The organism is Streptomyces sp. WAC06614 (assembly GCF_003949795.1).
Lineage (GTDB): Bacteria > Actinomycetota > Actinomycetes > Streptomycetales > Streptomycetaceae > Streptomyces.
Window position 1 is genome coordinate 1 of record NZ_RPRY01000077.1, and the last position, 26240, is coordinate 26240.

Genomic DNA, 26240 nt, shown 5'->3' on the forward strand with positions numbered 1-26240 from the left:
CAGGTGCGGGGCCGCAGGGGCCGCAGGGGTCCCGGGCGTCGCCGTGGCCGGCTGTGGTCCAGGGGCCGCCGGGGCCGCCGACTCCGGGGGGACGAGCGCGGCGTCCGCCATGGTCGGGGCGTCGTGGACCGACGGGGCGGCGGGCTCGGCCGGCCCGGCCGGGGCCGGCGTCGCGCTCTGCTTGCGGAGCGAGTGCGTCGGCGCGGGGGCGGGCGTCGGCTCCGGTGCGGGCGTCGGCTCCGGTGCGGCCGGGGCAGGAGCGGCCGGGGCAGGAGAGGCCTGGTCGGCCGGGCCCGATATGGGGGGAGCCCCGGCCGCGGGCGCGCCGTCCGGCTCCGTGGGCGGGGTGATGGGCGGCTGCGGGGGCGTGGTCATACGGGCGTTGCGTCCTTACCTGGCCTTGACGTGTCGGTGATCGCCTAGCCTGCCATGCCGCGGGGACAGCGCCCCACAGAATTCGCCGAGGGCCGCCCGCCGCGCGACGATCTGTCCACAGAGGCAACGAAACGGACGCCCTGTCCGTCTTACAGGACATGGGAGAAAGTGGGACGGCCGAGTGGACGCAGGGTGACGACACCCCGCGGCGGCGAGAGGGACGACAGCACCCGCAGGCACCGGGTGCCGGTACATGGCGCCCGACCCCGACCCCGGGCTCGGCCCCGGGCGCAGGCCCTGGCCGGGCCGCCGCCCGCGCCGCGGGCCGGCCGGCGGTCCTGCACGGCCCGGCGCGCGTGCTGCACCGGATAGGCCCGGTCGTGTCCAGCAAGGGCACCCGGCCGATCGCCGGTCTGCTGGCCCTCGGCGCCTTCGCGTACGCCGCGTGGGTGCTGGAGGTCGTCCTCTCCACGGGCCTGAATCCCATCGAGACCTACGTCAGCGAGCTCGCCGCCCAGGACCAGCCGCTCGGCGGCCTCTTCCGGGCCACCGACTTCACCGCCGGTCTGCTGGCCTTCGCCGGCGGACTGCTCGCCCTGGTGCGGCTGACCACGTATCCCGAGGCCCGGCGCCCCTGGGCCACCGTCGGCTGGGCGGGCGTCACCCTGTTCGGCGCGGCCACCGCCGCCGACGCCTGGCTGCCGCTGAGCTGCAAGCCCACCGTGGACCCGGTCTGCGCCGCCCGCGAGACGGCCGGCCTGGTGCCCGCCACCCATCAGGCCCATGCCGTCAGCAGCACCCTCGCCATGTGCGGGGCGCTGGTGGCCGTCGTCGCCCTCACCGTCGCCGCCCGGCGCTACGGCTGGTGGGCGCCCCTGGCCCGGACCGGGCCCCTGCTGCTCGCCGCGGAACTGGCCGCGACCGTCTGGACCCTGGGCGCGATAGCCCTGTTCACCGCCGGCCGCGGCACCTGGGCCCTGGGCGCCGGGCAGCGGCTGCAGGTGCTGCTGGTGGCGCTCTGGCTCGGCCTGCTGGCGTACTCCGTCCACCGTGAGCGCCGCACATGACCGCGGCGGGGGCCGGTGCCGGGGCCGCGAGCCGGACGGCGTACGAGGGGTTCGTGCGGGTCGGCGGGGTGCCGGTGCACGTCGTGGTCGAGGGGAGCGGGCCGGTGTGCGTGCTCGCCGCCGGTCTGGCGATGGCCTGGTACGACTGGGACCCGGTGGTCCCGCTGCTGGCCCCGCACCGCACGGTGGTCCGTTTCGACCGGCCCGGGCACGGCCTCTCCGGACCCGCCGTCGAGCCGCCGACGGCGGCGGGCGAGGCCGCACGCATCGCGGCCCTGCTCGACGCCCTGGGCGGGGAGAGCGGGCAGACCGGACAGGGCGGAGAGGCCGGACAGGGCGGAGAGGCCGGACAGGGCGGAGAGGCCGGAGAGGTCCCAGCGGTCCGAGAGCTCGGAGAGGCCGAAGAGGCCGAAGAGGGCAGGGAGAGCGCAGAGGCTGGGGAAGGCGGGAAGGGTCCCGTCACGGTGGTGGGGCACTCGATCGCAGGGTTCCACGCCGAGGCCTTCGCCCGGCTGTACCCGGCGCGGACCGCCGCGCTCGTCCTGGTGGACAGCAGCGTCGAGGAGGCGCCGCGGGCCCTGCTGCCGCCGAGCCTGCGGACCGCCGCCGCCCGCGGCTTCGGCCGGGCCCTGACCGCCGCCGGGCTGCCCGCGGCCCTGGGCCCCTGGGCCCGCCGGGCCACCGTACGGGCCTCGCGCACCGGCGGGGCCGACCCGGCCCCGCGCGCGCTCACCGACCGCTGCTACCGCACCGGCCGGGTCTGGCAGGGCGCCCTGCTGGAGAATGCCCGCTACCCCGACACCGCCGCCGAGGTGCTGGCGCTGCGCGCCCACCACCCGCTGACCGCGCCGACCACGGTCCTGGCCGGCTACGACGGCTCCGCCCGCGCCGGCTCCCTGGCCTGGCTGAGCCGCCAAGCGGCCCTGGCCGACACCCTCGGAGCCCGCTTCACGGTCGCCGAGGGCGCGGGCCACCTGGTCATGCTGGACCAGCCCCAGGAGGTGGCCCGTACGATCCTGGCCGCCCCCGCGGCCGCTCCCTGAGCGGCCCGGCCGCGGGCAGGAGACCGTACGGGTCCGGGCCGGGTCCCGGTGACAGGACCCGGCCCGGCCCCCGGTGGGCCTTGGCCGGTCAGGTGCGGGGTGCGGCGCCGCGCTGGCGGAGCATGTCCGCCATCAGGGTGAGCTCCGACTGCTGCGCCTCGACCATGCCCCGGGCGAGATCCCGCTCCACCGGGGTGCGGCACAGCGTCACACAGCCCTGGGCCATGGCGACGCCGCCCCGGTGATGGTCGGTCATCAGCTGGAGGAACAGCACCTCCGCGTCCCGGCCCTCGGCGGCCGAGAGCTGCGCGAGGTCGTCCTTGGTCGCCATGCCCGGCATCAGCGCGCCGGGCTTGGTCGCGACCCCGCCCATGTCGTGCCCGGCGTGCCCGGACGCGCCCCCGGCCCCGGCCGAAGCCTGCGGCGACGCACCGTGCTCACCGTGTCCGGAGCCGTGGCCGGAGCCGTGTCCGCCGCCGTGGCCGGAGCCCTGGCCGGCCGAGGCCGGACCGGTGGCCATCCACGCCATCGGCTCCTGGTCGGCCGCCACCTTGGGCAGCCCCCACAGGTCCAGCCAGCCCAGCATCATGCCGCGCTGGTTGGCCTGGGTGTTGGCGATGTCGTAGGCGAGGCTGCGTACCGCCTCGTCCTTCGTGCGGTCCCGCACGATGAACGACATCTCCACCGCCTGCTGGTGGTGCACCGCCATGTCCCGGGCGAAGCCCGCGTCCGCCGAGGTGGTCGTCGGGGCCGCCCCGTGACCGTCCCCGTCCTGCGACCCGCCCGTCGCCGTGGCGACCGTGGCCACCGCCGCGAACAGCAGCGCCAGCAGGACGGCGCCGAGCGACAGGACGTACGTACGGTTCAGGCGGACCACCCGCTCCGCGCTCACTTGTCGCCCGCCAGCCCCATCGTGCAGGCGGCGCCCGGCTCGGGGGTCTGCGGGCCCTGCACGTACTTGGTGAAGAACTGGTCCACCCGCGGATCGGCCGCGCCGTCCACGGTGACCTGCTTGCCCCACGCCGACAGCATGATCGCCCCGGCCTGGTCCTTGACCGGGCTCATCAGCGTGTAGGGGGTCTTGGCGACCTTCTCGGCGAGCTTGTCGACGTCCGCCTTGTTCGCCTGCTCGCTGTACGTCACCCAGACGGCTCCGTGCTCCAGCGAGTGGACGGCGTTCACCTCGGGGACCGGGTTCTTGTAGACGTCACCGTTGCAGTTCATCCAGCGCGGGTGGTGGTCCCCGCCGACCGGCGGCTTCATCTCGTACGAGACCGGAGTCTCGACGTGGTTGCGGCCCAGCTTGCTCGCCTCCCAGGACTTCTCGTCCTTGACGGGGGTGTTGCGGGCGGTCTCGGCGGCCGTGACGCGGTCCTTCTCCTTCTGCTTCTGGTCGAGCAGGACGTACGTCCCGAACCCGACCAGGCCCGCGACCACGGCCACGGAGGCGGTGATCGCGATGATCTTGTTGCGGCGCTCGCGGGCCCGCTCGGCGCGCCGCATCTCGGCTATGCGCGCCTGCCGGGAGGTGCTGTCGGGGGTCCTGGTGGCCATGTTCTGTCGTCCTTCTGCTGAGGGGGGTGGTGGAGGAACAAAGAGCGCACAACACCGGACCGGTCAGGTCCGCATCACCTGAAGGACATGGAGGTCGGGAGCCCGGGCCGGTCCGCGCGAGAGCCGGATCCGCCCCTCCGGGCCGGCCGCGGCCCCCGGCGGCGGTTCCGCCCGCGGCGGCAGCACGGCCGGCGGCGGTACGGGCACCAGGCCCGGGGCCACATGGGGGAAGTGCGAGCAGCCGGGCAGGTCGCCGGGGCAGACGTAGGAGGAGTGGGCGGAGGCGGACCCGTCGACGGCCACACCGCCCAGGCCGGCCTTGGCGTGGGTGGGCATCACCTCGGTGCCGCCGCCCGCCCGGGTGCACAGGAGCAGGGCCCCCAGCAGGGCCCCGAGCACGCCCAGCAGGGCGCCACGGCGCACCGCGGGACGCCGGTGGCGCCTGCGCAGCGTATGCCTCCGGCCCCCCATGGGCGCAGATGGTAGTGCTCATGACGCCCCCGCGGTCAGTGCGGGGGTGCCGGGAGCCGTGGCCGGTGCGTAATGTGGCGGAAACCACCGCCCGTGATACTGGCCCGGCAACGGTGGTGGACAGGCCGTCTGAACTGCGAGGATGAAGGCATGGACAAGCAGCAGGAATTCGTCCTCCGGACGCTCGAGGAGCGCGACATCCGCTTCGTGCGCCTGTGGTTCACCGACGTACTGGGCTTCCTGAAGTCCGTCGCGGTCGCCCCGGCCGAGCTCGAACAGGCCTTTGACGAGGGCATCGGCTTCGACGGCTCCGCCATCGAGGGCTTCGCCCGGGTCTACGAGTCCGACATGATCGCCAAGCCGGACCCGGGGACGTTCCAGATACTGCCGTGGCGCGCCGAGGCCCCGGGCACCGCCCGCATGTTCTGCGACATCCTCATGCCCGACGGCTCCCCGTCCTTCGCGGACCCGCGCTTCGTCCTCAAGCGGATCCTGGCCAAGACCTCCGACCTGGGCTTCACCTTCTACACCCACCCGGAGATCGAGTTCTTCCTGCTGAAGGACAAGCCGCTGGACGGCTCCCGGCCCGTCCCGGCAGACAATTCCGGCTACTTCGACCACACCCCGCAGAACGTCGGCATGGACTTCCGCCGCCAGGCGATCACCATGCTCGAATCCATGGGCATCTCGGTCGAGTTCAGCCACCACGAGGGCGCCCCCGGCCAGCAGGAGATCGACCTGCGCTACGCCGACGCGCTCTCCACGGCCGACAACATCATGACCTTCCGCCTGGTCATGAAGCAGGTCGCCCTCGAACAGGGCGTCCAGGCCACCTTCATGCCCAAGCCGTTCTCGGAGTACCCGGGCTCGGGCATGCACACCCACCTCTCCCTCTTCGAGGGCGACCGCAACGCGTTCTACGAGTCGGGCTCCGAGTACCAGCTCTCCAAGGTCGGCCGCTCCTTCATCGCCGGGCTGCTCCGCCACGCGGGCGAGACCTCGGCGGTGACCAACCAGTGGGTCAACTCGTACAAGCGCATCTGGGGCGGCTCCTCCCGCACCGCCGGCTCCGGCGGCGAGGCCCCCTCGTACATCTGCTGGGGCCACAACAACCGCTCGGCCCTGATCCGCGTCCCGATGTACAAGCCGGGCAAGATGGGCTCCTCCCGCATCGAGGTCCGCTCCATCGACTCGGGCGCCAACCCGTACCTCACCTACGCGGTCCTCCTCGCGGCCGGCCTGAAGGGCATCGAGGAGGGCTACGAACTCCCCGCCGGCGCCGACGACGACGTCTGGGCCCTCTCCGACGCCGAACGCCGCGCCATGGGCATCGAACCCCTCCCCCAGAACCTCGGCGAGGCCATCGCCCTGATGGAACGCAGCGAACTGGTCGCCGAAACCCTGGGCGAACACGTCTTCGACTTCTTCCTGCGCAACAAGAAGCAGGAGTGGGAGGAATACCGCTCGGAGGTCACGGCCTTCGAGCTCCGCAAGAACCTGCCGGTGCTGTAACCGCAGGTCGGCGCACGGCCCCCGGCGCGCGTTCGCGTGCCGGGGGCCGTGGTGCGTCGGGTGGGGGCGGTCGAGGTGACGTGGAGTTCGGCGTCGAGGCCGAGGACCACCGTGGTCGTGGCGCCGGCCGGTTCCAGGATGCTGGCCGGGGCGCCGGCGTAGAGCATCCGGGACTCCGTCCACGACGGGGGCGCGCCCAGGGAGGTGGTGCCGATGGCGCCGGACTCGGCGCGGCCCGACACCAGGCGGCCGGCCACGCTGACGGCGCCGTAGCCGGCGCGGCCGCCCGCCTCGGTGACGGCGGAGACCAGCGGGCGCTGTCCGCCGTCGGCGGTGACCAGGGCGGTGCGCACCGTGCCGGCGTCGGGGCGGCGGAACCACAGGCGCACGCCCTCGCCGTCGGCCGTGGCGGTCAGCGGGACGGTCGTGGCCGGCAGGCCGGTGGGCAGCGGGCCCTGGAGGGGGGCGTCCGGGGAGGGCTGGACCCAGGCCAGGACGGTGGTGGCGGTGGTGGCGTAGACGTGCCGGCGGCCGGCCGCGTCGGTGGCGGTCACCGGGTCGGACTGGAGGTCGGCGCCGCCCAGGCCGGCCCACGGGCCGAAGCCGCCGTCCGGCTGCTGCTCGCTGGCGCGCAGGGTGCGGCCGGCGTCGCGGACGTAGACGGTCACCCGGCCGTCCTTGTCCACCGCGACGGCCGGGGCGCTGATGGCGGAGGTGCCGTCCTGGTCGGCCCGCTCCGGGGAGCCGAGCGACTGCCAGGCCCCGAAGGGGCCGTCCGGGGCGGACTGGGCGGCGTAGACGATCTCGCGCCGGTAGTCCTCCGGGCGCGCGCCGAGGACGGTGCGGGTGCCGACGACGGCGACCCGGCCGTCGGGCAGGGTGGTGGCCGTGGCGCCGGGGTCCATGCCGGTGCCGGGCAGCAGGGTGGGCCCGGCCCACTGGGCCTCGGGCCCGGTCCGGGTCCAGTAGGCCATGTGGCCGTCGAGCACGGAGAAGGCCCAGAGCCGGCCGTCGGTGCCGCGGGTCAGCCAGGAGGTGTGGTCGCCGCGGGTGTAGCGGATGCTCTGCACCCAGTCGCGGCCGGTCGGGCGGGCCGCCACCTTGCGGTCGCCGCAGCCCGAGGAGCTGCCGCAGTACGGGGTGTGGTCGAGCCAGGCGTAGGTCTTGAGGTAGCCGAGCTTGGTCTCGACGGTGGCGGGGTCGAGCACGTGCGGCAGGGAGCTGTTGAGGTAGCCGAGGTAGTTCTGCACCGAGAAGTGCGGCCGGTCGGCGACCTGGGCGTAGCGCTCCATGGCGGCCTGGACGAAGCGGGCGCCGTACATGTGGTCCTGGTGGTCGGTGACCTTGCCGTCGTGGGCGAACTTGCCGGGGGTCGGGTCCTGCATGCGTATCGTCGTCGGCCGGTACCGCTCCAGGACGCCGGCGATGGTGCGCACCACCTGGTCCTTGGTGTACGTGAAGTTCTGCTTGACCGGGGTGCCGGAGGTGAGCTGGGAGGCCAGCGCCGGTATCCGGCCGTCCCACAGTCCGCGCATGCTCTGCGGGTTGTTGCCGCCGATGCTGCCCGCCTCGCGCATCTGCAGCCACACCAGGTTGATCTCGGGCTTGGCGACCAGGACGTCCACCTCGGCGGAGCCGCCGCCCTCGGTGGGTATCACCGTGCGCTTCCAGGCGCTGGTGCGGTCGCCGGTGGCCATCTGGGCGTAGGCCGAGCGTATGCCGTTCTGCCGGGCCTCGGAGTAGTGGGCGAGGTCGGCGGGCGGCTTGGGGTCGTTGAGGTGCCCGCCGGCCTGGTTGACGCCGTCGGCCTCGCCGGAGGTGAGGTAGGTGGTGGTGACCGGGGTGCCGGACAGGAGCGAGCGGCTCAGGTCGGGGTTCATGAAGAACAGGTCGTCGTCGGGGTGCGCGACGATCTGCAGGACCGAGCCGGAGGTGGTGCTCGCGCCGAGCGCGGGCGTCTGCGGTGGCCGCGGGGCGGCCTCGGACGCGGCGTCCCGTCCCTCGGCGACGGCGAGCACGCCGGTGGTACCGGCGGCGGCGAGCACCGTGAACAGGGCCGCGAGGCGTATGTGGCGCCGGGCAACGGGCATCGGTCGGGCCCCCCGTGGTCGTACAGGTCCGTCAGGTGCGCTGGTCTGCGCGGGTCGTTCAAAGAGAGGTCATTTCGGGGAACTTGGTTCACCGCGTTCGACCGATGACTCCACTGCTTCCGACAAGGACCGGATCCGATTGTGCCCTGACTGGGTTTGATCGAAGGTAAACGCCCGAAAAGTGACCGGCAGTTGATACGCTTTTCATGGGATTTGCCCGTATTGCTACAACGGGCCTCCTCCGCCCCGGTGTTACGCAGATCACTCCCCGGCACGCCCGTGACCTGCGACGGAGCTCCTGCCGAGGGCCGACCGACCGCCCCCGGGCGTCCCTTCTGTGAGCTCGCACACCTTCGTCCTGTCCGGCACATCGTCACGGGCCCCGCATCCGCCCCGGAAAGGGCCTAGGCTCGACCGCAGGCAGGCGAAGTGGAGACGGAGGCGGCCACGTGACGGTCCCCGGACGCAGGAGCAGTACGTTCATCCAGCTGCTGCGCAGCGGATTCACCGACCCGTCGGCCGCCGGGCGGCTGCTCGACTCCGACGCGCTGGCCGCCGTCCGCACCGACCCCGTGCTCCTCGACGCACTCGGCGCCACCGCCGACCCCGACCTCGCCCTGCGCGGCCTGGTCCGGCTCGCCGAGGCCCAGCCCGACGCCGAGCGCCCCGCCTTCCTCGCCACCCTGGTCAGCGCCAAACCGCTGCGGGACCGGCTGCTCGGGGTCCTCGGCGCCTCCGAGGCCCTCGCCGACCACCTCGCCCGCCACCCCGCCGACTGGCGGGCCCTGGCCACCTACGAGTCCTCCCAGGACCTGCACCCCGGGCTCGCCGAGTTCGAACGGGGCCTGGCCGAGGCCGCGGACCCCGTCGCGCTGCGCGTCGCCTACCGCCGCTGCCTGCTGTCGATCGCGGCCCGCGACGTCTGCGGCACCATCGACGTCGCCCAGACCGCCGCCGAGCTCGCCGACCTCGCCACCGCCACCCTGCGCGCCGCCCTGCGGATCGCGAGCGCGGCCGCGCCCGAGGACGCGGCCGCCTGCCGGCTCGCCGTGATCGCGATGGGCAAGTGCGGCGGCAACGAGCTCAACTACGTCTCCGACGTCGACGTGATCTTCGTCGGCGACGCCGCCGACGGCACCGAGGAGCCCAAGGCCCTCCAGGCCGCCACCCGGCTCGCCTCGCACCTGATGCGGATCTGCTCCGAGACCACCGTCGAGGGCTCCATCTGGCCCGTCGACGCCAACCTGCGCCCCGAGGGCCGCAACGGCCCCCTGGTCCGCACCCTCCCCTCCCACCTGGCCTACTACCAGCGCTGGGCCAAGACCTGGGAGTTCCAGGCCCTGCTCAAGGCCCGCGCCGTCGCCGGCGACCCCGAGCTCGGCGCCCAGTACGTCGACGCCATAACGCCGCTGGTCTGGCAGGCCGCCGAACGCGAGAACTTCGTCGCCGACGTCCAGAAGATGCGCCGCCGCGTCGTGGACAACATCCCCGCCGCCCAGGTCGACCGCGAGCTCAAACTCGGCCCCGGCGGCCTGCGCGACGTCGAGTTCGCCGTCCAGCTCCTCCAGCTCGTCCACGGCCGCAGCGACGCCACCCTGCACTCCGGCACCACCCTGGACGCCCTGCACGCGCTCGCCGCCGGCGGCTACGTCGGCCGCACCGACGCCGCCCAGCTCGGCGACGCCTACCGCTTCCTGCGCGCCATGGAGCACCGCATCCAGCTCCACCGGCTGCGCCGCACCCACCTCGTCCCCGAGGACGAGGCCGACCTGCGCCGCCTCGGCCGCTCCATGGGACTGCGCACCGAGCCGGTCGCGGAGCTCACCAAGGCCTGGAAGCGGCACGCCTCCGTGGTCCGGCGGCTCCACGAGAAGCTCTTCTACCGGCCGCTGCTCGACGCCGTCGCCCAGCTCGCCCCCGGCGAGATCCGGCTCTCGCCGCGCGCCGCCGGCCAGCGCCTGGAGGCCCTCGGCTACGCCGACCCGGCCGCGGCCCTGCGCCACCTCGAAGCCCTGGCCTCCGGCGTGACCCGCAAGGCCGCCATCCAGCGCACCCTGCTGCCGGTGCTGCTCGGCTGGTTCGCCGACTCCGCCGACCCGGACGCCGGCCTGCTGAACTTCCGCAAGGTCTCCGACGCCCTCGGCAAGACCCCCTGGTACCTGCGGCTGCTGCGCGACGAGGGCGCCGCCGCCGAGAACCTGGCCCGGGTGCTGTCGGCCGGGCGCCTCGCCCCCGACCTGCTGATGCGGGCCCCCGAAGCGGTCGCCCTGCTCGGCGACCCGGAGGGGCTGCTCCCGCGCAGCGCCGAGGCCCTGGAGCAGGAGGTCCTCGCGGCCGTCGGCCGCGCCGACAGCGCCGAGGCCGCCGTCGCCGCCGCCCGCGGGGTGCGCCGCCGCGAGCTGTTCCGCACCGGCGCGGCCGACCTCATCGCCTCGTACGGCACCGAGGACCAGCCCGTGGTCGAGGACCACGGCGCCCTGGTGGACCGGGTCGGCGGCGCGATCTCCGACCTCACCGCCGCCACCGTGGCCGGCGCCCTGCGCGCCGCGGTGCGCGCCCAGTGGGGCGAGGAACTGCCCACCCGCTTCGCGATCATCGGCATGGGCCGCTTCGGCGGCCACGAACTGGGCTACGGCTCCGACGCCGACGTCCTGTTCGTCCACGAGCCGCGCGAGGGCGTCGACGAGCAGGAGGCCGCCAAGGCCGCCCAGACCGTCGTCGCCGAGATGCGCCGCCTCCTGCAACTGCCCACCGCCGACCCGCCGCTCCTCATCGACGCCGACCTCAGGCCCGAGGGCCGCAGCGGGCCCCTGGTCCGTACGCTCTCCTCCTACGCCGCCTACTACAAGCGCTGGTCCCTGGTCTGGGAGAGCCAGGCCCTGCTGCGCGCCGAGCCGGTCGCGGGCGACGCGGACCTCGGCGCCCGCTTCGTCGAGCTGATCGACCCGCTGCGCTACCCCGTGGAGGGGCTGGGCGAGGACGCCGTCCGTGAGATCCGCCGGCTCAAGGCCCGGATGGAGTCCGAACGCCTCCCGCGCGGAGCCGACCCCGCCCTGCACACCAAACTCGGCCGCGGCGGCCTCAGCGACGTCGAGTGGACCGTCCAGCTGATCCAGCTCCGCCACGCCTGGGCCGAACCGGGCCTGCGCACCACCCGTACCCGCCAGGCCCTGGCCGCGGCCCGCGCGGCCGGGCTGATCCCGACCGAGGAGGCGCAGATCCTGGACGAGGCGTGGGTACTGGCCACCCGCGTGCGCAACGCGGTCATGCTGGTCCGCGGCCGGGCCGGGGACACCTTCCCCTCGGACTCCCGCGAACTGGCCGCGGTCGGCCGCTACCTCGGCTACGGCCCGGGCCGGGCGGGCGAGATGCTGGACGACTACCGCCGCATCACCCGCCGTGCCCGCGCCGTGGTGGACGACCTCTTCTACGGCGCCTAGACGCGTTTGCTTGCCCCGGGCCGCTCACGACAGCTGCTGAATCCCGCCCGGGGGCTCAACTCAGCTGGTCGCGCACGAGATCGAGGAATGCCTGTCGGCTCGGACGTATGTGCGCCCAGACCTTCTCGTCCTGCGGATCCGCCGGGTCCTCGGGGCCCTTTCTGATCACCTCCTGTACTGCCCAGGCGAGGCTGTGTGCCGCTTCGCCGACCTCGGGCGCGCACAGTACGTGGATCGTCTTCTGCGTCACCCACACCCTGTCGAGGACCTGCCGTGCCCGGGCCTGCCACTGCTCGTCGGCCAGGTTGTGGTGATGCCGATCCACCGCGACCCGTTCTGCTTCCTGCACCGCAGACAGAAATTCGATGAGGTGAGTGAGACGCTCGTTACGGCGCGCCTCGGCACGTTCACGAGCACTGCGCCGCGCCTCGCCGCGTTCCAAGGCGTGTCCTGCCGAGCGCTGGGTCAGTATCGACATGAGCCCGCCGAGCAGGACGCCGACGAGCGGCGCAAGCGTTGTCCACACAACGTCAGACTATGACATCGATGGCATGGACATGCGGCGGGGTACGGGGAACGACTCGCCCAGGGCCGCGTCCTCGGGCCGTCCTCAGGCGCGGCTGCGGAAGCGGTTCAGCAGGGCCTCGGCCGCCGGGTGGCGGTCGGTGGCCCGGGGCTCGCGGGGCAGGTGGTGGGGGAGGGCGCCGTACCAGGAGCGGGAGACGGCGTAGCCGAAGGCCAGGCAGAGCATGCCGCCGACCGCGTCGAGCCAGAAGTGGTTGGCGGTGGCCACGATGACCACCAGGGTCGCGGCCGGGTAGAGCAGGCCCAGGATGCGGACCCAGGGGGCGGAGGCGATCGCGAAGATCGTCAGGCCGCACCAGAGCGACCACCCTATGTGCATCGAGGGCATCGCCGCGTACTGGTTCGACATCTGCTTGAGGTTGCCCGAGGCCATCGAGCCCCAGGTGTGGTGGACCAGCACGGTGTCGACGAAGTGCTCCCCGGTCATCAGCCGGGGCGGGGCGAGCGGGTACAGGTAGTAGCCGACGAGGGCCACACCGGTGGTGGCGAACAGGACCATCCGCGTGGCGGCGTAGCGGCCCGGGTGGAAGCGGTAGATCCACACCAGCACACCGATGGTCACGATGAAGTGGAGCGTGGCGTAGTAGTAGTTCATGCCCACGATCAGCCACGTCACGGAGTTGATCGCGTGGTTGACGGTGCTCTCCACCGCGATGCCGAGCCGGCCCTCCACCGACCAGATCCAGTCGGCGTTCGCCAGCGCCGCCGTCTTCTGCTCGGGCACGGCGTTGCGGATGAGCGAGTAGGTCCAGTAGCTCACCGCGATGAGCAGGATCTCGAACCAGATCCGGGGCCGGCGCGGCGCCCGCATCCGGTCCAGCAGAGCGTGACCGGACTCCCGACGGGCTTCGTTCTCCGTCACGGTGGGTGACGAGACGCCCGTCGGGGTTTCCAGTGTCTTCACGCTCGATTCACCCATGGGGAGAGAGTCTGCCAGATGGGTCCGGGGCTGCGATCATCCCTCGGGACGGTCTTCGGCGTACGGCATCCCCCACAGGGACGACACCCGCCCCTGAGGCACCGCCGCGGGTCCTCCGGTGGGGCCCCTACCCGCACGAGCGGCGGCTACCGCCTACCGCCTACCGCCTACCGCCTACCGCCTATCGCCGGTCCGGGCCGGACGCGGTCGAGCCGCGCACGACCAGCTCGGGCATGAAGACGAACTCGGTGTGCGGGGCCGGGGTGCCGGCGATCTCCTCCAGCAGCGTGCGGACCGCGGCCTGCCCCATGGCCTGCACGGGCTGGCGGATGGTGGTCAGCGGCGGGTCCGTGAACGCTATGAGCGGGGAGTCGTCGAAGCCGACGACCGAGACGTCCTGGGGCACCCGCAGCCCCTGCTGGCGGGCGGCCCGGATCGCGCCGAGGGCCATCATGTCGCTGGCGCAGACCACCGCCGTGCAGCCCCGCCCGATGAGCGCGGCCGCGGCGGCCTGTCCGCCCTCCAGGGTGTAGAGGGAGTGCTGGACCAGCTCCTCCACCGCGGCGTCGTCGAGCCCGAGCCGGTCGCGCATCGCCGCCCGGAAGCCCTCGATCTTGCGGAGCACCGGCACGAACCGCTTGGGGCCGACCGCCAGCCCGATCCGGGTGTGGCCCAGCGCGGTCAGATGGGTCACCGCCAGGTGCATGGCGGCCCTGTCGTCCGGGGAGACGAAGGGGGCCTGCACCTTGGGGGAGAAGCCGTTGATGAGGACGTACGGGACGCCCTGCGCGCGCAGTTGGTCGTAACGCGTGGTGTCGGCGGTGGTGTCGGCGTGCAGTCCGGAGACGAAGATGATCCCGGAGACCCCGCGGTCCACCAGCATCTCGGTCAGCTCGTCCTCGGTGGACCCGCCCGGGGTCTGGGTGGCGAGCACCGGGGTGTAGCCCTGGCGGGTCAGGGCCTGGCCGATGACCTGGGCCAGGGCCGGGAAGATGGGGTTGTCCAGCTCGGGGGTTATGAGCCCGACCAGGCCGGCGCTGCGCTGGCGCAGCCGCACGGGCCGTTCGTAGCCGAGCACGTCGAGCGCGGCCAGCACGGACTCGCGGGTGCCGGCGGCCACACCGGGCTTGCCGTTGAGCACCCGGCTGACTGTGGCTTCGCTGACCCCCGCCTGGGCTGCGATGTCGGCAAGCCGTGCGGTCACGGGATTGGACTGTACCGGTCGGGCGTTCACCTTGCCCACCAGGTGCACGTATCGGGCGGCAGCAGCACCGTGCGGCCGTCGGTCTCCACCGGGGCGCTGGAGAGTACGGGGCGTCCGGGCGCGGGCAGTTCGACCCGGTTCGCGGTGGTGTTGAGGGTGCAGGCGAAGCCGGGCCGGACGAAGGCCAGGACCCCGTCGGGGGCGGTCAGCCAGCGCAGGCCCGCGTCGGGTCCGGGGGGCGGGGCGCCCAGGCCCGGCAGGGCCCGGCGCAGTTCGAGGGCGGCGCGGTAGAGCTCCAGGGTGGAGTGCGGGTCGCCGGTCTGGGCCGCCACGCTGAACGCGCCCCACCCCTCGGGCTGCGGCAGCCAGCTCCCGCCGGGCCCGAAGCCGTACGGGGGTTCCGCGCCGGACCACGGGATCGGCACCCGGCAGCCGTCGCGCAGCCCGTCCTGCCCGGCCGCCTCGGAGGCGGAGCCGGTGGCCGCACCGGTGGCCGCACCGGTGGTCGAGCCGGTGGCCGCGACGGTGGCCGGGCCTGCGTCCGGGCCGCCGCCCTGGCCGGGGACCGCGGGAGCCGCACCGGCCGCACCGGCCGCCCCGGCCGCCCCGGCCGCGCCCCCGCCCCGGCCGCGCCGGAAGGCCGGGTCCTGGCGGACGGCGTCCGGGAGGTCGGTCACCTCCGGCAGGCCCAGCTCCTCCCCCTGGTAGACGTACGCCGACCCGGGCAGGGCCAGCATCAGCAGCGCGGCGGCCCGCGCCCGGGCGAGGCCCTGGGGGCCGCCGCCGTAGCGGGTGCGGTGGCGGACCACGTCGTGGTTGGACAGCACCCAGGTGGTGGGGGCGCCGACGGACGCGGTGGCGGCCAGCGACCCGTCGATCACCTCGGCCATGGCCGCCGCGTCCCACGGGCAGGTCAGGAACCGGAAGTTGAAGGCCTGGTGCAGCTCGTCGGGCCGCACGTACAGCGCGAGCCGCTCCGAGGTGGGCGCCCAGGCCTCCGCGACCCCGATCCGCTGCCCCGGGTAGCCGTCCAGCAGCCGGCGCCAGGAGCGGTGGATCTCGTGCACCCCGTCCTGGTCGAAGAAGGGCAGCGGCTCGGTGCCGATCAGGGTGGCCTGCGCCCCGCGGCCGATGTCCGGCAGTCCGGCGGCCTTGACCATGCCGTGGGCGACGTCGACCCGGAAGCCGTCCACGCCCAGGTCCAGCCAGAACCGCAGCACGGAGTCGAACTCCTCGTGGACCTCGGGGTTCTCCCAGTTCAGGTCCGGCTGCTCGGGCGCGAACAGGTGCAGGTACCAGTCGCCGTCGGCGACCCGGGTCCAGGCCGGCCCGCCGAAGACCGACTCCCAGTCGTTGGGCGGCAGCTCCCCGGCGGGCCCGCGGCCGGGCCGGAAGTGGTAGCGGTCGCGGCGCGCCGGGTCGGCCAGCGCCTCCAGGAACCAGGCGTGCCGGTCCGAGGTGTGGTTGGGGACCACGTCGACGATCACCTTCAGGCCCAGCGCGTGCGCGGCCCGCACCAGGTCGTCGGCGTCGGCCAGGTCGCCGAAGACCGGGTCCACGGCCCGGTAGTCCGCGACGTCGTAGCCGCCGTCGGCCTGCGGGGAGACGTAGAAGGGGGTGAGCCAGACCGCGTCCACCCCCAGCCGGGCCAGGTGCGGCAGGCGCTCGCGGACGCCGCGCAGGTCCCCGATGCCGTCGCCGTCGCTGTCCGCGAAGGAGCGGACGTAGACCTGGTAGATGACGGCATCGCGCCACCAGCCGGCACCGCTTGCGGTCGCGTTGCTGGAAGCGCTTGCAAGGCGGGAGGCGGTCAGCTCATGGGTCATACCGGGGTCAACGCCGCGACCCGACCCTCGGTTGCGGGCCCTGTCACCCGAAGACCGTTCGAACAACCAGCAAGCGGCGGCAACCGTACGGACACGTGGATGTAACGATCCCCGCTGCTTGCAGAAAATTGCCGCAAGGTCTTTCGGATGGCTTTCAGCCTTGTTACGTTCTCGGCAACTCGGGACCGCGAGGGCGCGGCCGGGATCATCGAAGGAGTTCAGATGCGGCGTGGCATAGCGGCCACCGCGCTGGTCGCGGCCCTGGCGCTCGCGGCGACGGCTTGCGGAGGCGACAAGAACGACGGCGGCAGCACGGACGCCGGTGGCGAACTCTCCGGCACGGTCACCTGGTGGGACACCTCCAACGACACGGAGAAGGCCACCTTCCAGAAGATCGCGGAGGCGTTCACCGCCAAGCACCCGAAGGTCACCGTCAAGTACGTCAACGTCCCGTACGGCGACGCCCAGAACAAGGTCAAGAACGCCTTCAGCAGCGGCGCCGACGCCCCCGACGTGATCCGCGCCGACGTCGGCTGGGTCGCCGACTTCGCCTCCCTCGGCTACCTGGACAAGGTGCCCGCCGAGACGGCGAAGAAGGTCGACGCCGAGTTCCTGCCCGCGGCGGCCGCGAGCGGCAAGTACGAGAACCAGACGTACGCCGTCCCGCAGGTCATCGACACCCTCGGCCTCTTCTACAACAAGAAGATGCTCGCCGACGCCGGCGTCCAGCCCCCCACCACCCTGGAGGAGCTGAAGACCGCCAGCGCCAAGATCAAGGAGAAGACCGGCAAGACCGGCCTGTACCTGCGCGGCGACGACTCCTACTGGTTCCTGCCGCTGATCTACGGCGAGGGCGGCGACCTGGTCGACGCCAAGAACAAGACCGTCACGGTCGACGGCCCGGCCGGCGTGAAGGCCTTCAAGGCCGCCCGTGACCTGGTCGCCTCCGGCGCCGCCGTCACCAACTCCACCGACGGCTACCAGAACATGCAGACCGCCTTCAAGACCGGCCAGGTCGCCATGATGATCAACGGCCCCTGGGCGATCAAGGACACCTACGCCGGTGAGCAGTTCACCGACAAGGCCAACCTCGGCGTCGCCCCGGTCCCGGCCGGCTCCGCCAAGGCGGGCGGCCCCCAGGGCGGCCACGACCTGGCCGTGTACGCGGGCTCGAAGAACCGCGCCGCCGCGCACGCCTTCGTCGAGTACCTGAGCTCGCAGGAGGTCCAGACGCAGGTCACCAAGGAGCTCAGCCTGCTCCCGACCCGCACCGCGGCCTACGAGCAGGAGGACGTCAAGTCCAACCAGATGGTCCAGTTCTTCAAGCCGGCCGTCGACAAGGCCGTCGAGCGCGCCTGGATCCCGGAGAACGGCTCCCTCTTCGACCCGCTGAAGGTCGAGTACACCAAGGCGGTCACCGGCTCGGCGACCCCCGAGGACGCCGCCAAGTCCGCCGGCGCCGAGTTCCGCAAGATCCTCAAGGGCTGGAAGTAATCACACCCATGGCTGTCCACACCGGCCGGACAGCGGTCAAGGCCGCGGGCGACGAGACCGACGTCGCCCGCGGCCGCGGCCGCGGTGGCCTCAAGCGCGCGCTCGCCACCCACTGGTACGCCTGGGCCATGGTCGCGCCCGTCGTGCTCGTCCTCGGCGTGATCATCGGGTGGCCGCTGGTCCGCGGCGTGTACCTGTCGCTGACCGACGCCAACGAGCGCAACGTCGCCCGCACGATCGGCGCCAACACCATCGAGGCGTCGTACTCCTTCGTCGGGCTCGACAACTACTCCGCCGTGCTGTCCGACCCCGTGTTCTGGCAGCGGCTGGTGTGGACCGTGGTCTGGACCGTCGTGTGCGTGTCCGTCACCTTCACCCTGGGCCTGGTGCTGGCGAACATGCTGAACCGGAACTTCCGGGGCCGCGCCTTCTACCGGATGGCCCTGATCCTGCCCTGGGCCGTGCCCGGCTTCGTGTCCGTCTTCGCCTGGCGGTTCCTGTTCAACCGGGACAACGGCATCCTCAACAAGCTCCTCGACGGCGGCGGGATCGCGGCCGTCCCCTGGCTCGACGACCCGACCTGGGCCAAGATCTCCGTCATCACCGTCAACGTGTGGCTGGGTGTCCCGTTCATGATGGTCGCCCTGCTCGGCGGCCTGCAGTCCATCCCCGGCGAGCTCTACGAGGCCGCCGAGATGGACGGCGCCACCGCCTGGCAGCGCTTCCGGCACATCACCCTGCCGGGGCTGCGCTCGGTGAGCATGACCGTGGTCCTGCTCTCCACCATCTGGACCTTCAACATGTTCCCGGTGATCTTCCTGCTCACCCGCGGCGGGCCGGGCGACTCCACCGAGATCCTCGTGACCCAGGCCTTCCGCGAGGCCTTCGTCTCCAGCCCGCGCGACTTCGCCGGCTCCGCGACCTGGGGCGTGCTGATCCTCGCCCTGCTGATGATCTTCGCGCTGGTGTACCGGCGCTCGCTGCGCAAGCAGGGAGAAGTGTGGTGACGATGACCGGAACGAACTCCACCGCCCCCGTGCGCAAGCGCGGCGAGCGCTCGCCGCTGGCCTCCGTCGCCCTGCACGCGACCCTGATCGCCGCCTCCGTGATCGCCGTCTTCCCCGTGCTGTGGGTGCTGCTGACCTCCCTCAAGCCGGCGAAGGACGCGATCAGCACGGACTTCGTCAAGGACCCCACCCTGGAGAACTACCGCTACCTGGTGGAGTCGACCTCCTTCTTCACCTGGTTCGGCAACTCCGTCCTGGTCGCCGGCGTCACCACCGTCCTCGGCGTCTTCATCGCCGCCACCACCGGCTACGCCGTCAGCCGGTTCAAGTTCCCCGGCATGCGCCCGCTGATGTGGACCCTGCTGGTGACCCAGATGTTCCCGATGGCCATCCTGATCGTCCCGCTCTACAACCTCATGGGACAGCTCGGGCTGCTCAACCAGCCGCTCGGCCTGATCATCACCTACCTGACCATCGCGGTGCCGTTCTGCGCCTGGATGATGAAGGGCTTCTTCGACACCATCCCGGTGGAGATCGACGAGTCCGGCCGGGTGGACGGGCTCAACCCCTTCGGCACCTTCTGGCGGCTGATCCTCCCGCTGGCCCGCCCGGGCCTGGCGGTCACCGCGTTCTACTCCTTCATCACCGCCTGGGGCGAGGTCGCCTACGCCTCCGCGTTCATGGTCGGTGACGACAACCTCACCCTGGCCGGCGGACTGCAGACCTTCGTCACGCAGTACACCGCCAACTGGGGCCCGATGACGGCCGCCTCCGTCCTCATCGCCGTCCCCGCGGCCATCTTCTTCGTCTTCGCCCAGCGCCATCTCGTCGCCGGGATGACGGCGGGCGCCACCAAGGGCTGACCACCCGCGGCGCGCCGCCCCCGTACGACCGGCAGACCGGCCCGATCTCTTCCAAGGACGACATGACCCAGCACCTCACCGACAGCCTCCAGACCCCGACCGGGACCCAGCCGGGGGGCTGGTGGAGAGACGCGGTGATCTACCAGGTCTATCCGCGCAGCTTCGCCGACTCCAACGGCGACGGCATGGGCGATCTCGAAGGCATCCGCAGCCGGCTGCCCTACCTCAAGGAACTGGGCGTCGACGCCGTCTGGCTGAGCCCGTTCTACGCCTCCCCGCAGGCCGACGCGGGCTACGACGTGGCCGACTACCGGGCCATCGACCCCATGTTCGGCACTCTGCACGACGCCGACGCCGTCATCCGCGAGGCGCACGCACTGGGCCTGCGCATCATCGTCGACCTCGTCCCCAACCACTGCTCCGACCAGCACGAATGGTTCAAGCAGGCGCTGCGCGAAGGCCCCGGTACGCCGCTGCGCGAGCGGTTCCACTTCCGGCCCGGGCGGGGTGCGGACGGCGCCGAGCCCCCGAACGACTGGGAGTCGATCTTCGGCGGTCCCGCCTGGACCCGGGTCGCCGACGGCGAGTGGTACCTGCACCTGTTCGCGCCCGAGCAGCCCGACTTCAACTGGGACCACCCGGCCGTGCAGGACGAGTTCCGCTCCGTGCTGCGCTTCTGGCTCGACCTGGGCGTGGACGGCTTCCGCATCGACGTCGCGCACGGCCTGGTCAAGGCGCCCGGCCTGCCCGACCTCGGCCGCGACGAGCAGCTGAAGCTGCTCGGCAACCAGGTGCTGCCCTTCTTCGACCAGGACGGCGTCCACGAGATCTACCGCTCCTGGCGCAAGGTGCTCGACGAGTACGACGGCGACCGCATCGGCGTCGCCGAGGCCTGGACGCCCAGCGCCGACCGCACCGCGCTGTACCTGCGCCCGGACGAGCTGCACCAGGCGTTCAACTTCCACTACCTGGGCACCGGCTGGAACGCCGCCGACCTGCGCGCCTCGGTCGACGACTCGCTCGACGCCATGCGCCCGGTGGGCGCCCCCACCACCTGGGTGCTGTCCAACCACGACGTGGTCCGCCACCGCACCCGCTTCGGCGGCGGCCTCGACCGGGCCCGCGCCGCCGCCCTGCTGATGCTGGCGCTGCCCGGCTCGGCGTACGTCTACCAGGGCGAGGAGCTGGGCCTGCCGGAGGTCACCGACCTGCCCGACGAGGTGCGCCAGGACCCGTCCTTCTTCAAGGAGAACGGCCAGGACGGCCTGCGCGACGGCTGCCGGGTGCCGATCCCGTGGTCCGGCACGCAGGCGCCGTACGGCTTCGGCACGGGCGGCAGCTGGCTGCCGCAGCCGGAGGCGTGGGCGGAGCTGAGCGTCGAGGCGCAGACCGGCCGGGAGGGCTCCACGCTGGAGCTCTACCGCGAGGCGCTGCGGATACGCCGGGCGCACCCCGACCTGGGCGCCGGGGACGCGGTGGAGTGGCTGGACGCGCCCGAGGGCGTGCTCGCCTTCCGCCGGGGCGACTTCGTGTGCACCGCCAACACCTCGGCGCAGCCGGTGGCGTTCGCGGCCCCGGGCGTGCCGCTGCTGGCCTCGGGCGAGCTGGGCCCGGCCGGTGTCCTGCCGGCCGACACCACGGTGTGGTGGCAGGTGACGTCGGGGTGACCTCCCCTCTCCGGCTGACGGACATCGCCGCGCAGGCCCAGGTCAGCGAGGCGACCGTCAGCCGTGTGCTCAACGGCAAGGCGGGCGTGGCGGCCGGGACCCGGCACAAGGTGCTGGCCGCCATGGACCTGCTGGGCTACGAGCGGCCGGTGCGGCTGCGGCGCCGCAGCAACGGGCTGGTCGGGCTGCTGATACCCGAGCTGACCAACCCCATCTTCCCGGCGTTCGCGCAGGTCATCGAGCAGGCGCTGGCCGGGCACGGGTACACGCCGGTGCTGTGCACGCAGACGCCGGGCGGGGCCACGGAGGACGAGCTCGTCGAGCAGCTGGAGGAGCGCGGGGTCACCGGCATCGTGTTCCTGTCCGGGCTGCACGCGGACACGGCCACGGACCCGGCGCGGTACCAGCGGCTGGCGGCGCGGGGCGTGCCGTTCGTGATGATCAACGGCTTCAACGAGCACGTCAACGCGCCGTTCGTGTCGCCGGACGACCGGGCCGCCGCCCGCATGGCGGTCCGGCACCTGGCCGACCTCGGCCACGAGCGCATCGGCCTGGCCATCGGCCCGACCCGGTACGTCCCTTCGGCCCGCAAGGCGGAGGGGTTCCGGGCGGCCGTGGCGGAGCTGGGGCGGCCGGTCGAGGACGGGGACGTGCAGCCGACGCTGTTCACGGTCGAGGGCGGCCACGCGGCCGGCGGCGCGCTGCTGGACCGGGGCTGCACCGGCATCGTGTGCGGCAGCGACCCGATGGCGCTGGGAGTCGTCCGGGCGGCACGGGAGCGGGGGCTGCGGGTGCCCGAGGACGTCTCGGTCGTGGGCTTCGACGACTCCCCGCTGATCCCGTTCACCGATCCGCCGCTGACCACGGTCCGCCAGCCGGTCCGGGCGATGGCCACGGCGGCGGTGGGCGCCCTGCTGGAGGCGGTCGGCGGGACCCCGGTCCAGCGCACGGAGTTCGTCTTCCAGCCGGAGCTGGTCGTGCGCGGCTCGACCTCGCACCCTCCGGCCCCCTGAACTCGGGGACCCCCCGAGACCCCGCCCGGCGCCGGGACCCCCACGGGCCCCGGCGCCGCCCCGTTCCTGCGACCGCCCCGCACGGCTGTGGTCCCGGCCGCGGCGTCACCTTTCGGCCGCAGCCGAAAGGATCGCGGGCGTGCGGGCGGCGTTCGAGCATCGGGGGGCCGAGGCCGGGAGGGCCTCGCGTCCTTCCAGGAGGGGATCGTCATGCTCACGAAACTGCGTCGTGCCGCCACCGGGGCGCTGGCCGTCACCGCTCTCGTCACCGGCGGGCTGCTGGCGGGCGCCGGGCCCGCGTCCGCCGCCCACGGTTACGGGGACCGGCTCTACCGGGGGGAGAGCCTCTCGCCCGGCGAGTCCATCTCGCGCATGGACTGGAACCCGTACATCAACGGCTACATCCAGTACAAGCTGGTCATGCAGACCGACGGCAACCTGGTGCAGTACAAGTCCGACGTCCGGTACGGCTTCACGAAGGTCTGCTGGGCCTCCGGGACCAACAACGGTGCGCAGAACTACGCGATCTACCAGGGCGACGGGAACTTCGTCGTCTACACGCCCTGGAACCAGGCCGTCTGGGCGAGCAACACCATGGGCCTCGCCGGTGAGACGGTCGACATCAACCGCAGCGGGGTGACCTACGTCGGGCACACCCCCATCTCCGGCGCCTGCTGAGGCCGACCGGGCCGGTGGCCGGGCCCCTCGCTCCCTCGCCGGAGCGGGGGGCCCTTGCCGTGGGCGGCTCGAAACCGGGTGCGGGCCGGAAACAGTGCGTGGGTCGGAAACAGCGCGCGGGTCGGAAACAATTCTGCAATCTCTTGCGCAAGGTCTTGCAACAGTGCGGGGTCGCCCCTACGGTCGCCACCATCCCCGCCTCTCCGCCAGGAGGAGACCCCCCATGCGCCTCACCCGCACCTCCCGTCGCAGCGTCAGAGCCCTGGTCGCGGCCGCGACCCTCGCCGCCGCGACCGTGTCCGCCGCCACGCCCGCCGTCGCCGTCCCGCCGGGCGAGAAGGACGTCACCGCCGTGCTGTTCGAGTGGCGGTTCGACTCCGTCGCCAAGGCCTGCACCGACACCCTCGGCCCCGCCGGGTACGGGTACGTCCAGGTGTCGCCGCCGCAGGAGCACATCCAGGGGCCCCAGTGGTGGACCTCGTACCAGCCCGTCAGCTACCGGATCGCCGGGCGGCTCGGCGACCGGGCCGCGTTCAAGAACATGGTCGACACCTGCCACGCCGCCGGGGTGAAGGTCGTGGCCGACTCCGTCATCAACCACATGGCCGCCGGGGACGGGGTCGGGACGGGCGGGTCCTCGTATACGAAGTACCACTACCCCGGTGTGTACTCGGGGGCCGACATGGACGACTGCCGGGCCACCATCAGCGACTACCGCAACCGGGCCGACGTCCAGAACTGCGAACTCGTCCAGCTCGCCGACCTCGACACCGGCGAGGAGTACGTGCGCGGGCGGATCGCCGCCTATCTCGACGACCTGCTGTCCCTCGGCGTCGACGGGTTCCGGATCGACGCCGCCAAGCACATGCCCGCCGCCGACCTCGCGAACATCAAGTCCCGGCTGACCAAGCCCGACGCCTACTGGAAGCAGGAGGCCATCCACGGCGCCGGGGAGGCCGTGGACCCCGCCGAGTACCTCGGCAACGGCGACGTGCAGGAATTCCGCTACGCCCGGGACCTCAAGCGCGTCTTCCAGGACGAGAACCTCGCCTACCTGAAGAACTTCGGCGAAGGATGGGGGTACATGGCCTCCGGCAAGGCCGGCGTGTTCGTCGACAACCACGACACCGAACGGGTCGGCGACACCCTCACCTACAAGGCCGGCTCCGCCTACACCCTCGCCAACGTCTTCATGCTGGCCTGGCCCTACGGCTCGCCCGACGTCCACTCCGGCTACGAATGGACCGACAAGGACGCCGGCCCGCCCAACGGCGGCAGCGTCAAAGCCTGTTACTCCGACGGCTGGAAGTGCCAGCACGCCTGGCGCGAGATCGCCTCGATGGTCGCCTTCCGGAACGTGGCCCGCGGTCAGGGCGTCACGAACTGGTGGGACGACGGGACCGACCGGATCGCCTTCGGCCGGGGCACCAAGGCCTACGTCGTCATCAACCACGAGGGCACCGCCCTCAGCCGCACCTTCCAGTCCGCGCTGCCCGCGGGCACCTACTGCGACGTGCAGAGCGGCCGCACCGTCACCGTGAACGGCTCCGGCCAGTTCACCGCCACCGTCCCGGCGGAAACCGCCCTCGCCCTGCACGTGGGCGCCCGCTCCTGCGGCCCCGCCGCGGCCGCCGGCGCCGCCTTCGCCGTCGACGCCACCACCGTCCCCGGCCAGAACATCTACGTCACCGGCGACCAGCCCGGCCTGGGCGGCTGGAACACCGGCGCCGCCCTCAAGCTCGACCCGGCCGCCTACCCGGTCTGGAAGCTCGACGTCGCCCTCCCCGCCGGCACCTCCTTCGCGTACAAGTACCTCCGCAAGGACGCGGCCGGCAACGTCACCTGGGAGAGCGGAGCCAACCGCACCGCCACCGTCCCCGCGAGCGGCACGGTCACGCTGACCGACACCTGGCGCCCCTGATCCGCCGCCGCGCCGTTCCGCCCCAGCCAAGGAGTCCTGCCGTGATACGCCCAGCCCTGCGCACCGCCGCGGGCACCGTCGCCGCCGCCCTGGCGGTCGCGCTCCTGCCCGCCCTGCCGGCGGCCGCCGCGGCGCCGCCCGGCCCGCCCTCGGACAAGGCGCTGGCCGCCGAGCCCGCCCGCCACGACCTGACCCGGGAGCAGTTCTACTTCGTGCTGCCGGACCGGTTCGCCAACGGCGACCCGGCCAACGACCGCGGCGGACTCACCGGCGACCGCCTCACCACCGGCCTGGACCCCACCGACAAGGGCTTCTACCAGGGCGGCGACCTCAAGGGCCTCACCGACCGGCTCGACTACGTGAAGGGCCTGGGCACCACCGCCATCTGGCTGGCGCCGATCTTCAAGAACCAGCCCGTGCAGGGCACCGGCGACCAGGCCTCGGCCGGCTACCACGGCTACTGGATCACCGACTTCACCCAGGTCGACCCGCACTTCGGCACCAACGCCGACCTGACCCGGCTGATCGACACCGCCCACGCCAAGGGCATGAAGGTCTTCTTCGACGTCATCACCAACCACACCGCCGACGTCGTCCAGTACGAGGAACGCTCCTCCGCCTACCTGTCGCAGGGCGCCTTCCCCTACCTCACCAAGGACGGCGTCCCCTTCGACGACGCCGACTACGCCGACGGCCGGCGGCCCTTCCCGGCCGTCGACCGCGACACCTTCCCGCGCACCCCCGTCGTCCCCGCCGGAAAGGAGAACCTCAAGGTCCCGGCCTGGCTCAACGACCCCGCCCTCTACCACAACCGCGGCGACTCCACCTTTGCCGGCGAGTCCAGCGAACGCGGCGACTTCGCGGGCCTGGACGACCTGTGGACCGAGCGGCCCGAGGCCGTCACCGGCATGCAGAAGATCTACGAGAAGTGGGTCCACGACTTCCGCGTCGACGGCTTCCGCATCGACACCGTCAAGCACGTGAACATGGACTTCTGGACCCGCTGGGCCACCGCCCTCGACTCCTACGCCGCACAGCGCGGCCGCCCGGACTTCTTCATGTTCGGCGAGGTCTACTCCGCCGACCCCGCCGTCACCGCCCCGTACGTCACCCGCGGCCGGCTCGACGCCACCCTCGACTTCCCCTTCCAGGACGCCGTACGCGCCTACGCCTCCCAGGGCGCCGGAGCCGACCGGCTCGCCGGGGTCTTCGCCCAGGACCACCGCTACACCAGCGGCAAGGCCAACGCCTACGAGCAGGTGACCTTCCTCGGCAACCACGACATGGGCCGCTTCGGGGCCTTCCTGAAGCAGGACCACGCCGGCGCGGGGGAGCAGGAACTCCTCGCCCGCTACCGGCTGGCCAACGAGCTGATGTTCCTCTCCCGGGGCAACCCGGTCGTCTACTACGGCGACGAGCAGGGCTTCACCGGCGCCGGCGGCGACAAGGACGCCCGCCAGTCCCTCTTCGCCTCCCGCACCCCCGACTACCTCGACGACGACCAGCTCGGC

At 72.8% G+C, this 26240-nt stretch carries 19 protein-coding genes and 2 pseudogenes; 12 read left to right on the forward strand and 9 right to left on the reverse strand.

The annotated features are described in order from the left end of the window. Positions 1-375: pseudogene (locus EF918_RS37675) on the reverse strand (stress protein); the annotation flags it as partial. A 380-nt stretch (positions 376-755) separates the two neighbouring features. Here EF918_RS37675 and EF918_RS13300 point away from each other — a divergent pair. Next, on the forward strand, positions 756-1442 hold the full coding sequence (locus EF918_RS13300) for a DUF998 domain-containing protein (protein ID WP_260610147.1): 687 nt from the start codon (positions 756-758) through the stop codon (positions 1440-1442). Beyond that, on the forward strand, positions 1439-2485 hold the full coding sequence (locus EF918_RS13305) for an alpha/beta fold hydrolase (RefSeq protein ID WP_125645151.1): 1047 nt from the start codon (positions 1439-1441) through the stop codon (positions 2483-2485). Before EF918_RS13300 ends, EF918_RS13305 begins: the two co-directional genes overlap by 4 nt. A gap of 88 nt (positions 2486-2573) precedes the next feature. Here the strand turns inward: EF918_RS13305 and EF918_RS13310 are convergent, their stop codons facing one another. The 3 genes from EF918_RS13310 to EF918_RS13320 all read right to left on the reverse strand — a co-directional run bounded on the left by EF918_RS13310 (position 2574) and on the right by EF918_RS13320 (position 4510). Beyond that, complete coding sequence (locus EF918_RS13310; RefSeq protein ID WP_125645188.1) at positions 2574-3353, reverse strand: DUF305 domain-containing protein; 780 nt, start codon at positions 3351-3353, stop codon at positions 2574-2576. Positions 3354-3373: 20 nt separating this feature from the next. Beyond that, positions 3374-4039, reverse strand: a complete 666-nt coding sequence (locus EF918_RS13315) for a DUF3105 domain-containing protein (RefSeq protein WP_125645153.1) — start codon at positions 4037-4039, stop codon at positions 3374-3376. A gap of 63 nt (positions 4040-4102) precedes the next feature. Then, positions 4103-4510: a hypothetical protein gene (locus tag EF918_RS13320; RefSeq protein ID WP_125645155.1), complete on the reverse strand. Its 408-nt coding sequence runs from the start codon at positions 4508-4510 to the stop codon at positions 4103-4105. A 150-nt stretch (positions 4511-4660) separates the two neighbouring features. Between EF918_RS13320 and EF918_RS13325 the strand changes: the two genes are divergently transcribed. Then, a complete protein-coding gene (locus tag EF918_RS13325; protein ID WP_125645158.1) occupies positions 4661-6022 on the forward strand; it encodes a glutamine synthetase family protein in 1362 nt (453 codons plus the stop codon). Positions 6023-7326: 1304 nt separating this feature from the next. Here EF918_RS13325 and EF918_RS38140 read toward each other — a convergent pair. After that, a pseudogene (locus tag EF918_RS38140) lies at positions 7327-8112 on the reverse strand (PIG-L family deacetylase); the annotation flags it as partial. A 449-nt stretch (positions 8113-8561) separates the two neighbouring features. Here EF918_RS38140 and EF918_RS13335 point away from each other — a divergent pair. After that, positions 8562-11552, forward strand: coding sequence for a bifunctional [glutamine synthetase] adenylyltransferase/[glutamine synthetase]-adenylyl-L-tyrosine phosphorylase (locus EF918_RS13335; RefSeq protein ID WP_125645160.1), 2991 nt, complete (start codon positions 8562-8564; stop codon positions 11550-11552). Between the two features lie 55 nt (positions 11553-11607). On the opposite strand, the gene EF918_RS13340 is transcribed toward EF918_RS13335, so the two are convergent. The 4 genes from EF918_RS13340 to EF918_RS13355 all read right to left on the reverse strand — a co-directional run bounded on the left by EF918_RS13340 (position 11608) and on the right by EF918_RS13355 (position 16086). Next, entirely contained in the window at positions 11608-12078 is a 471-nt protein-coding gene (locus EF918_RS13340) for a hypothetical protein (RefSeq protein ID WP_125645162.1), read from the reverse strand. An 84-nt stretch (positions 12079-12162) separates the two neighbouring features. Next, positions 12163-13056 carry a phosphatase PAP2 family protein gene (locus EF918_RS13345; RefSeq protein WP_125645164.1) on the reverse strand — a complete coding sequence of 298 codons (894 nt, stop codon included), beginning with the start codon at positions 13054-13056 and terminating at the stop codon, positions 12163-12165. A gap of 181 nt (positions 13057-13237) precedes the next feature. Beyond that, the gene (locus EF918_RS13350; RefSeq protein WP_185921736.1) at positions 13238-14260 is read right to left on the reverse strand and encodes a LacI family DNA-binding transcriptional regulator; all 1023 of its coding nucleotides are present in this window, start codon (positions 14258-14260) and stop codon (positions 13238-13240) included. A gap of 26 nt (positions 14261-14286) precedes the next feature. Next, the gene (locus EF918_RS13355) at positions 14287-16086 is read right to left on the reverse strand and encodes an alpha-amylase family glycosyl hydrolase (RefSeq protein WP_125645168.1); all 1800 of its coding nucleotides are present in this window, start codon (positions 16084-16086) and stop codon (positions 14287-14289) included. A 222-nt stretch (positions 16087-16308) separates the two neighbouring features. On the opposite strand from EF918_RS13355, the gene EF918_RS13360 reads away from it, so the two are divergent. The 8 genes from EF918_RS13360 to EF918_RS13395 form a co-directional block, all read left to right on the forward strand. Next, positions 16309-17580 (forward strand): extracellular solute-binding protein, encoded by a 1272-nt coding sequence (locus EF918_RS13360; protein WP_125645170.1) that lies wholly within the window; start codon positions 16309-16311, stop codon positions 17578-17580. Positions 17581-17588: 8 nt separating this feature from the next. Further along, positions 17589-18587, forward strand: a complete 999-nt coding sequence (locus EF918_RS13365; protein ID WP_125645172.1) for a carbohydrate ABC transporter permease — start codon at positions 17589-17591, stop codon at positions 18585-18587. A 2-nt stretch (positions 18588-18589) separates the two neighbouring features. Beyond that, positions 18590-19450, forward strand: coding sequence for a sugar ABC transporter permease (locus EF918_RS13370; protein ID WP_125645174.1), 861 nt, complete (start codon positions 18590-18592; stop codon positions 19448-19450). A 62-nt stretch (positions 19451-19512) separates the two neighbouring features. After that, on the forward strand, positions 19513-21117 hold the full coding sequence (locus EF918_RS13375) for a glycoside hydrolase family 13 protein (RefSeq protein ID WP_125645177.1): 1605 nt from the start codon (positions 19513-19515) through the stop codon (positions 21115-21117). Then, the gene (locus EF918_RS13380) at positions 21114-22130 is read left to right on the forward strand and encodes a LacI family DNA-binding transcriptional regulator (RefSeq protein ID WP_260610150.1); all 1017 of its coding nucleotides are present in this window, start codon (positions 21114-21116) and stop codon (positions 22128-22130) included. Before EF918_RS13375 ends, EF918_RS13380 begins: the two co-directional genes overlap by 4 nt. Positions 22131-22340: 210 nt before the next feature. Next, entirely contained in the window at positions 22341-22808 is a 468-nt protein-coding gene (locus EF918_RS13385; protein WP_125645181.1) for a hypothetical protein, read from the forward strand. Positions 22809-23031: 223 nt separating this feature from the next. Beyond that, positions 23032-24729: a carbohydrate-binding module family 20 domain-containing protein gene (locus EF918_RS13390; RefSeq protein ID WP_125645184.1), complete on the forward strand. Its 1698-nt coding sequence runs from the start codon at positions 23032-23034 to the stop codon at positions 24727-24729. 41 nt (positions 24730-24770) lie between these two features. Continuing rightward, positions 24771-26240: alpha-amylase family glycosyl hydrolase (locus EF918_RS13395; protein WP_260610151.1), on the forward strand; the 1470-nt coding region annotated here is incomplete at its 3' end.

Coding starts and splice junctions, on each gene's coding strand:
- EF918_RS13305 (WP_125645151.1), top strand. CDS start 1,439: ATGACCGCGGCGGGGGCCGGTGCCGGGGCCGCGAGCCGGACGGCGTAC.
- EF918_RS13315 (WP_125645153.1), bottom strand. CDS start 4,039: ATGGCCACCAGGACCCCCGACAGCACCTCCCGGCAGGCGCGCATAGCC.
- EF918_RS13320 (WP_125645155.1), bottom strand. CDS start 4,510: ATGGGGGGCCGGAGGCATACGCTGCGCAGGCGCCACCGGCGTCCCGCG.
- EF918_RS13325 (WP_125645158.1), top strand. CDS start 4,661: ATGGACAAGCAGCAGGAATTCGTCCTCCGGACGCTCGAGGAGCGCGAC.
- EF918_RS13345 (WP_125645164.1), bottom strand. CDS start 13,056: ATGGGTGAATCGAGCGTGAAGACACTGGAAACCCCGACGGGCGTCTCG.
- EF918_RS13355 (WP_125645168.1), bottom strand. CDS start 16,086: ATGACCCATGAGCTGACCGCCTCCCGCCTTGCAAGCGCTTCCAGCAAC.
- EF918_RS13360 (WP_125645170.1), top strand. CDS start 16,309: ATGCGGCGTGGCATAGCGGCCACCGCGCTGGTCGCGGCCCTGGCGCTC.
- EF918_RS13365 (WP_125645172.1), top strand. CDS start 17,589: ATGGCTGTCCACACCGGCCGGACAGCGGTCAAGGCCGCGGGCGACGAG.
- EF918_RS13370 (WP_125645174.1), top strand. CDS start 18,590: ATGACCGGAACGAACTCCACCGCCCCCGTGCGCAAGCGCGGCGAGCGC.
- EF918_RS13375 (WP_125645177.1), top strand. CDS start 19,513: ATGACCCAGCACCTCACCGACAGCCTCCAGACCCCGACCGGGACCCAG.
- EF918_RS13385 (WP_125645181.1), top strand. CDS start 22,341: ATGCTCACGAAACTGCGTCGTGCCGCCACCGGGGCGCTGGCCGTCACC.
- EF918_RS13390 (WP_125645184.1), top strand. CDS start 23,032: ATGCGCCTCACCCGCACCTCCCGTCGCAGCGTCAGAGCCCTGGTCGCG.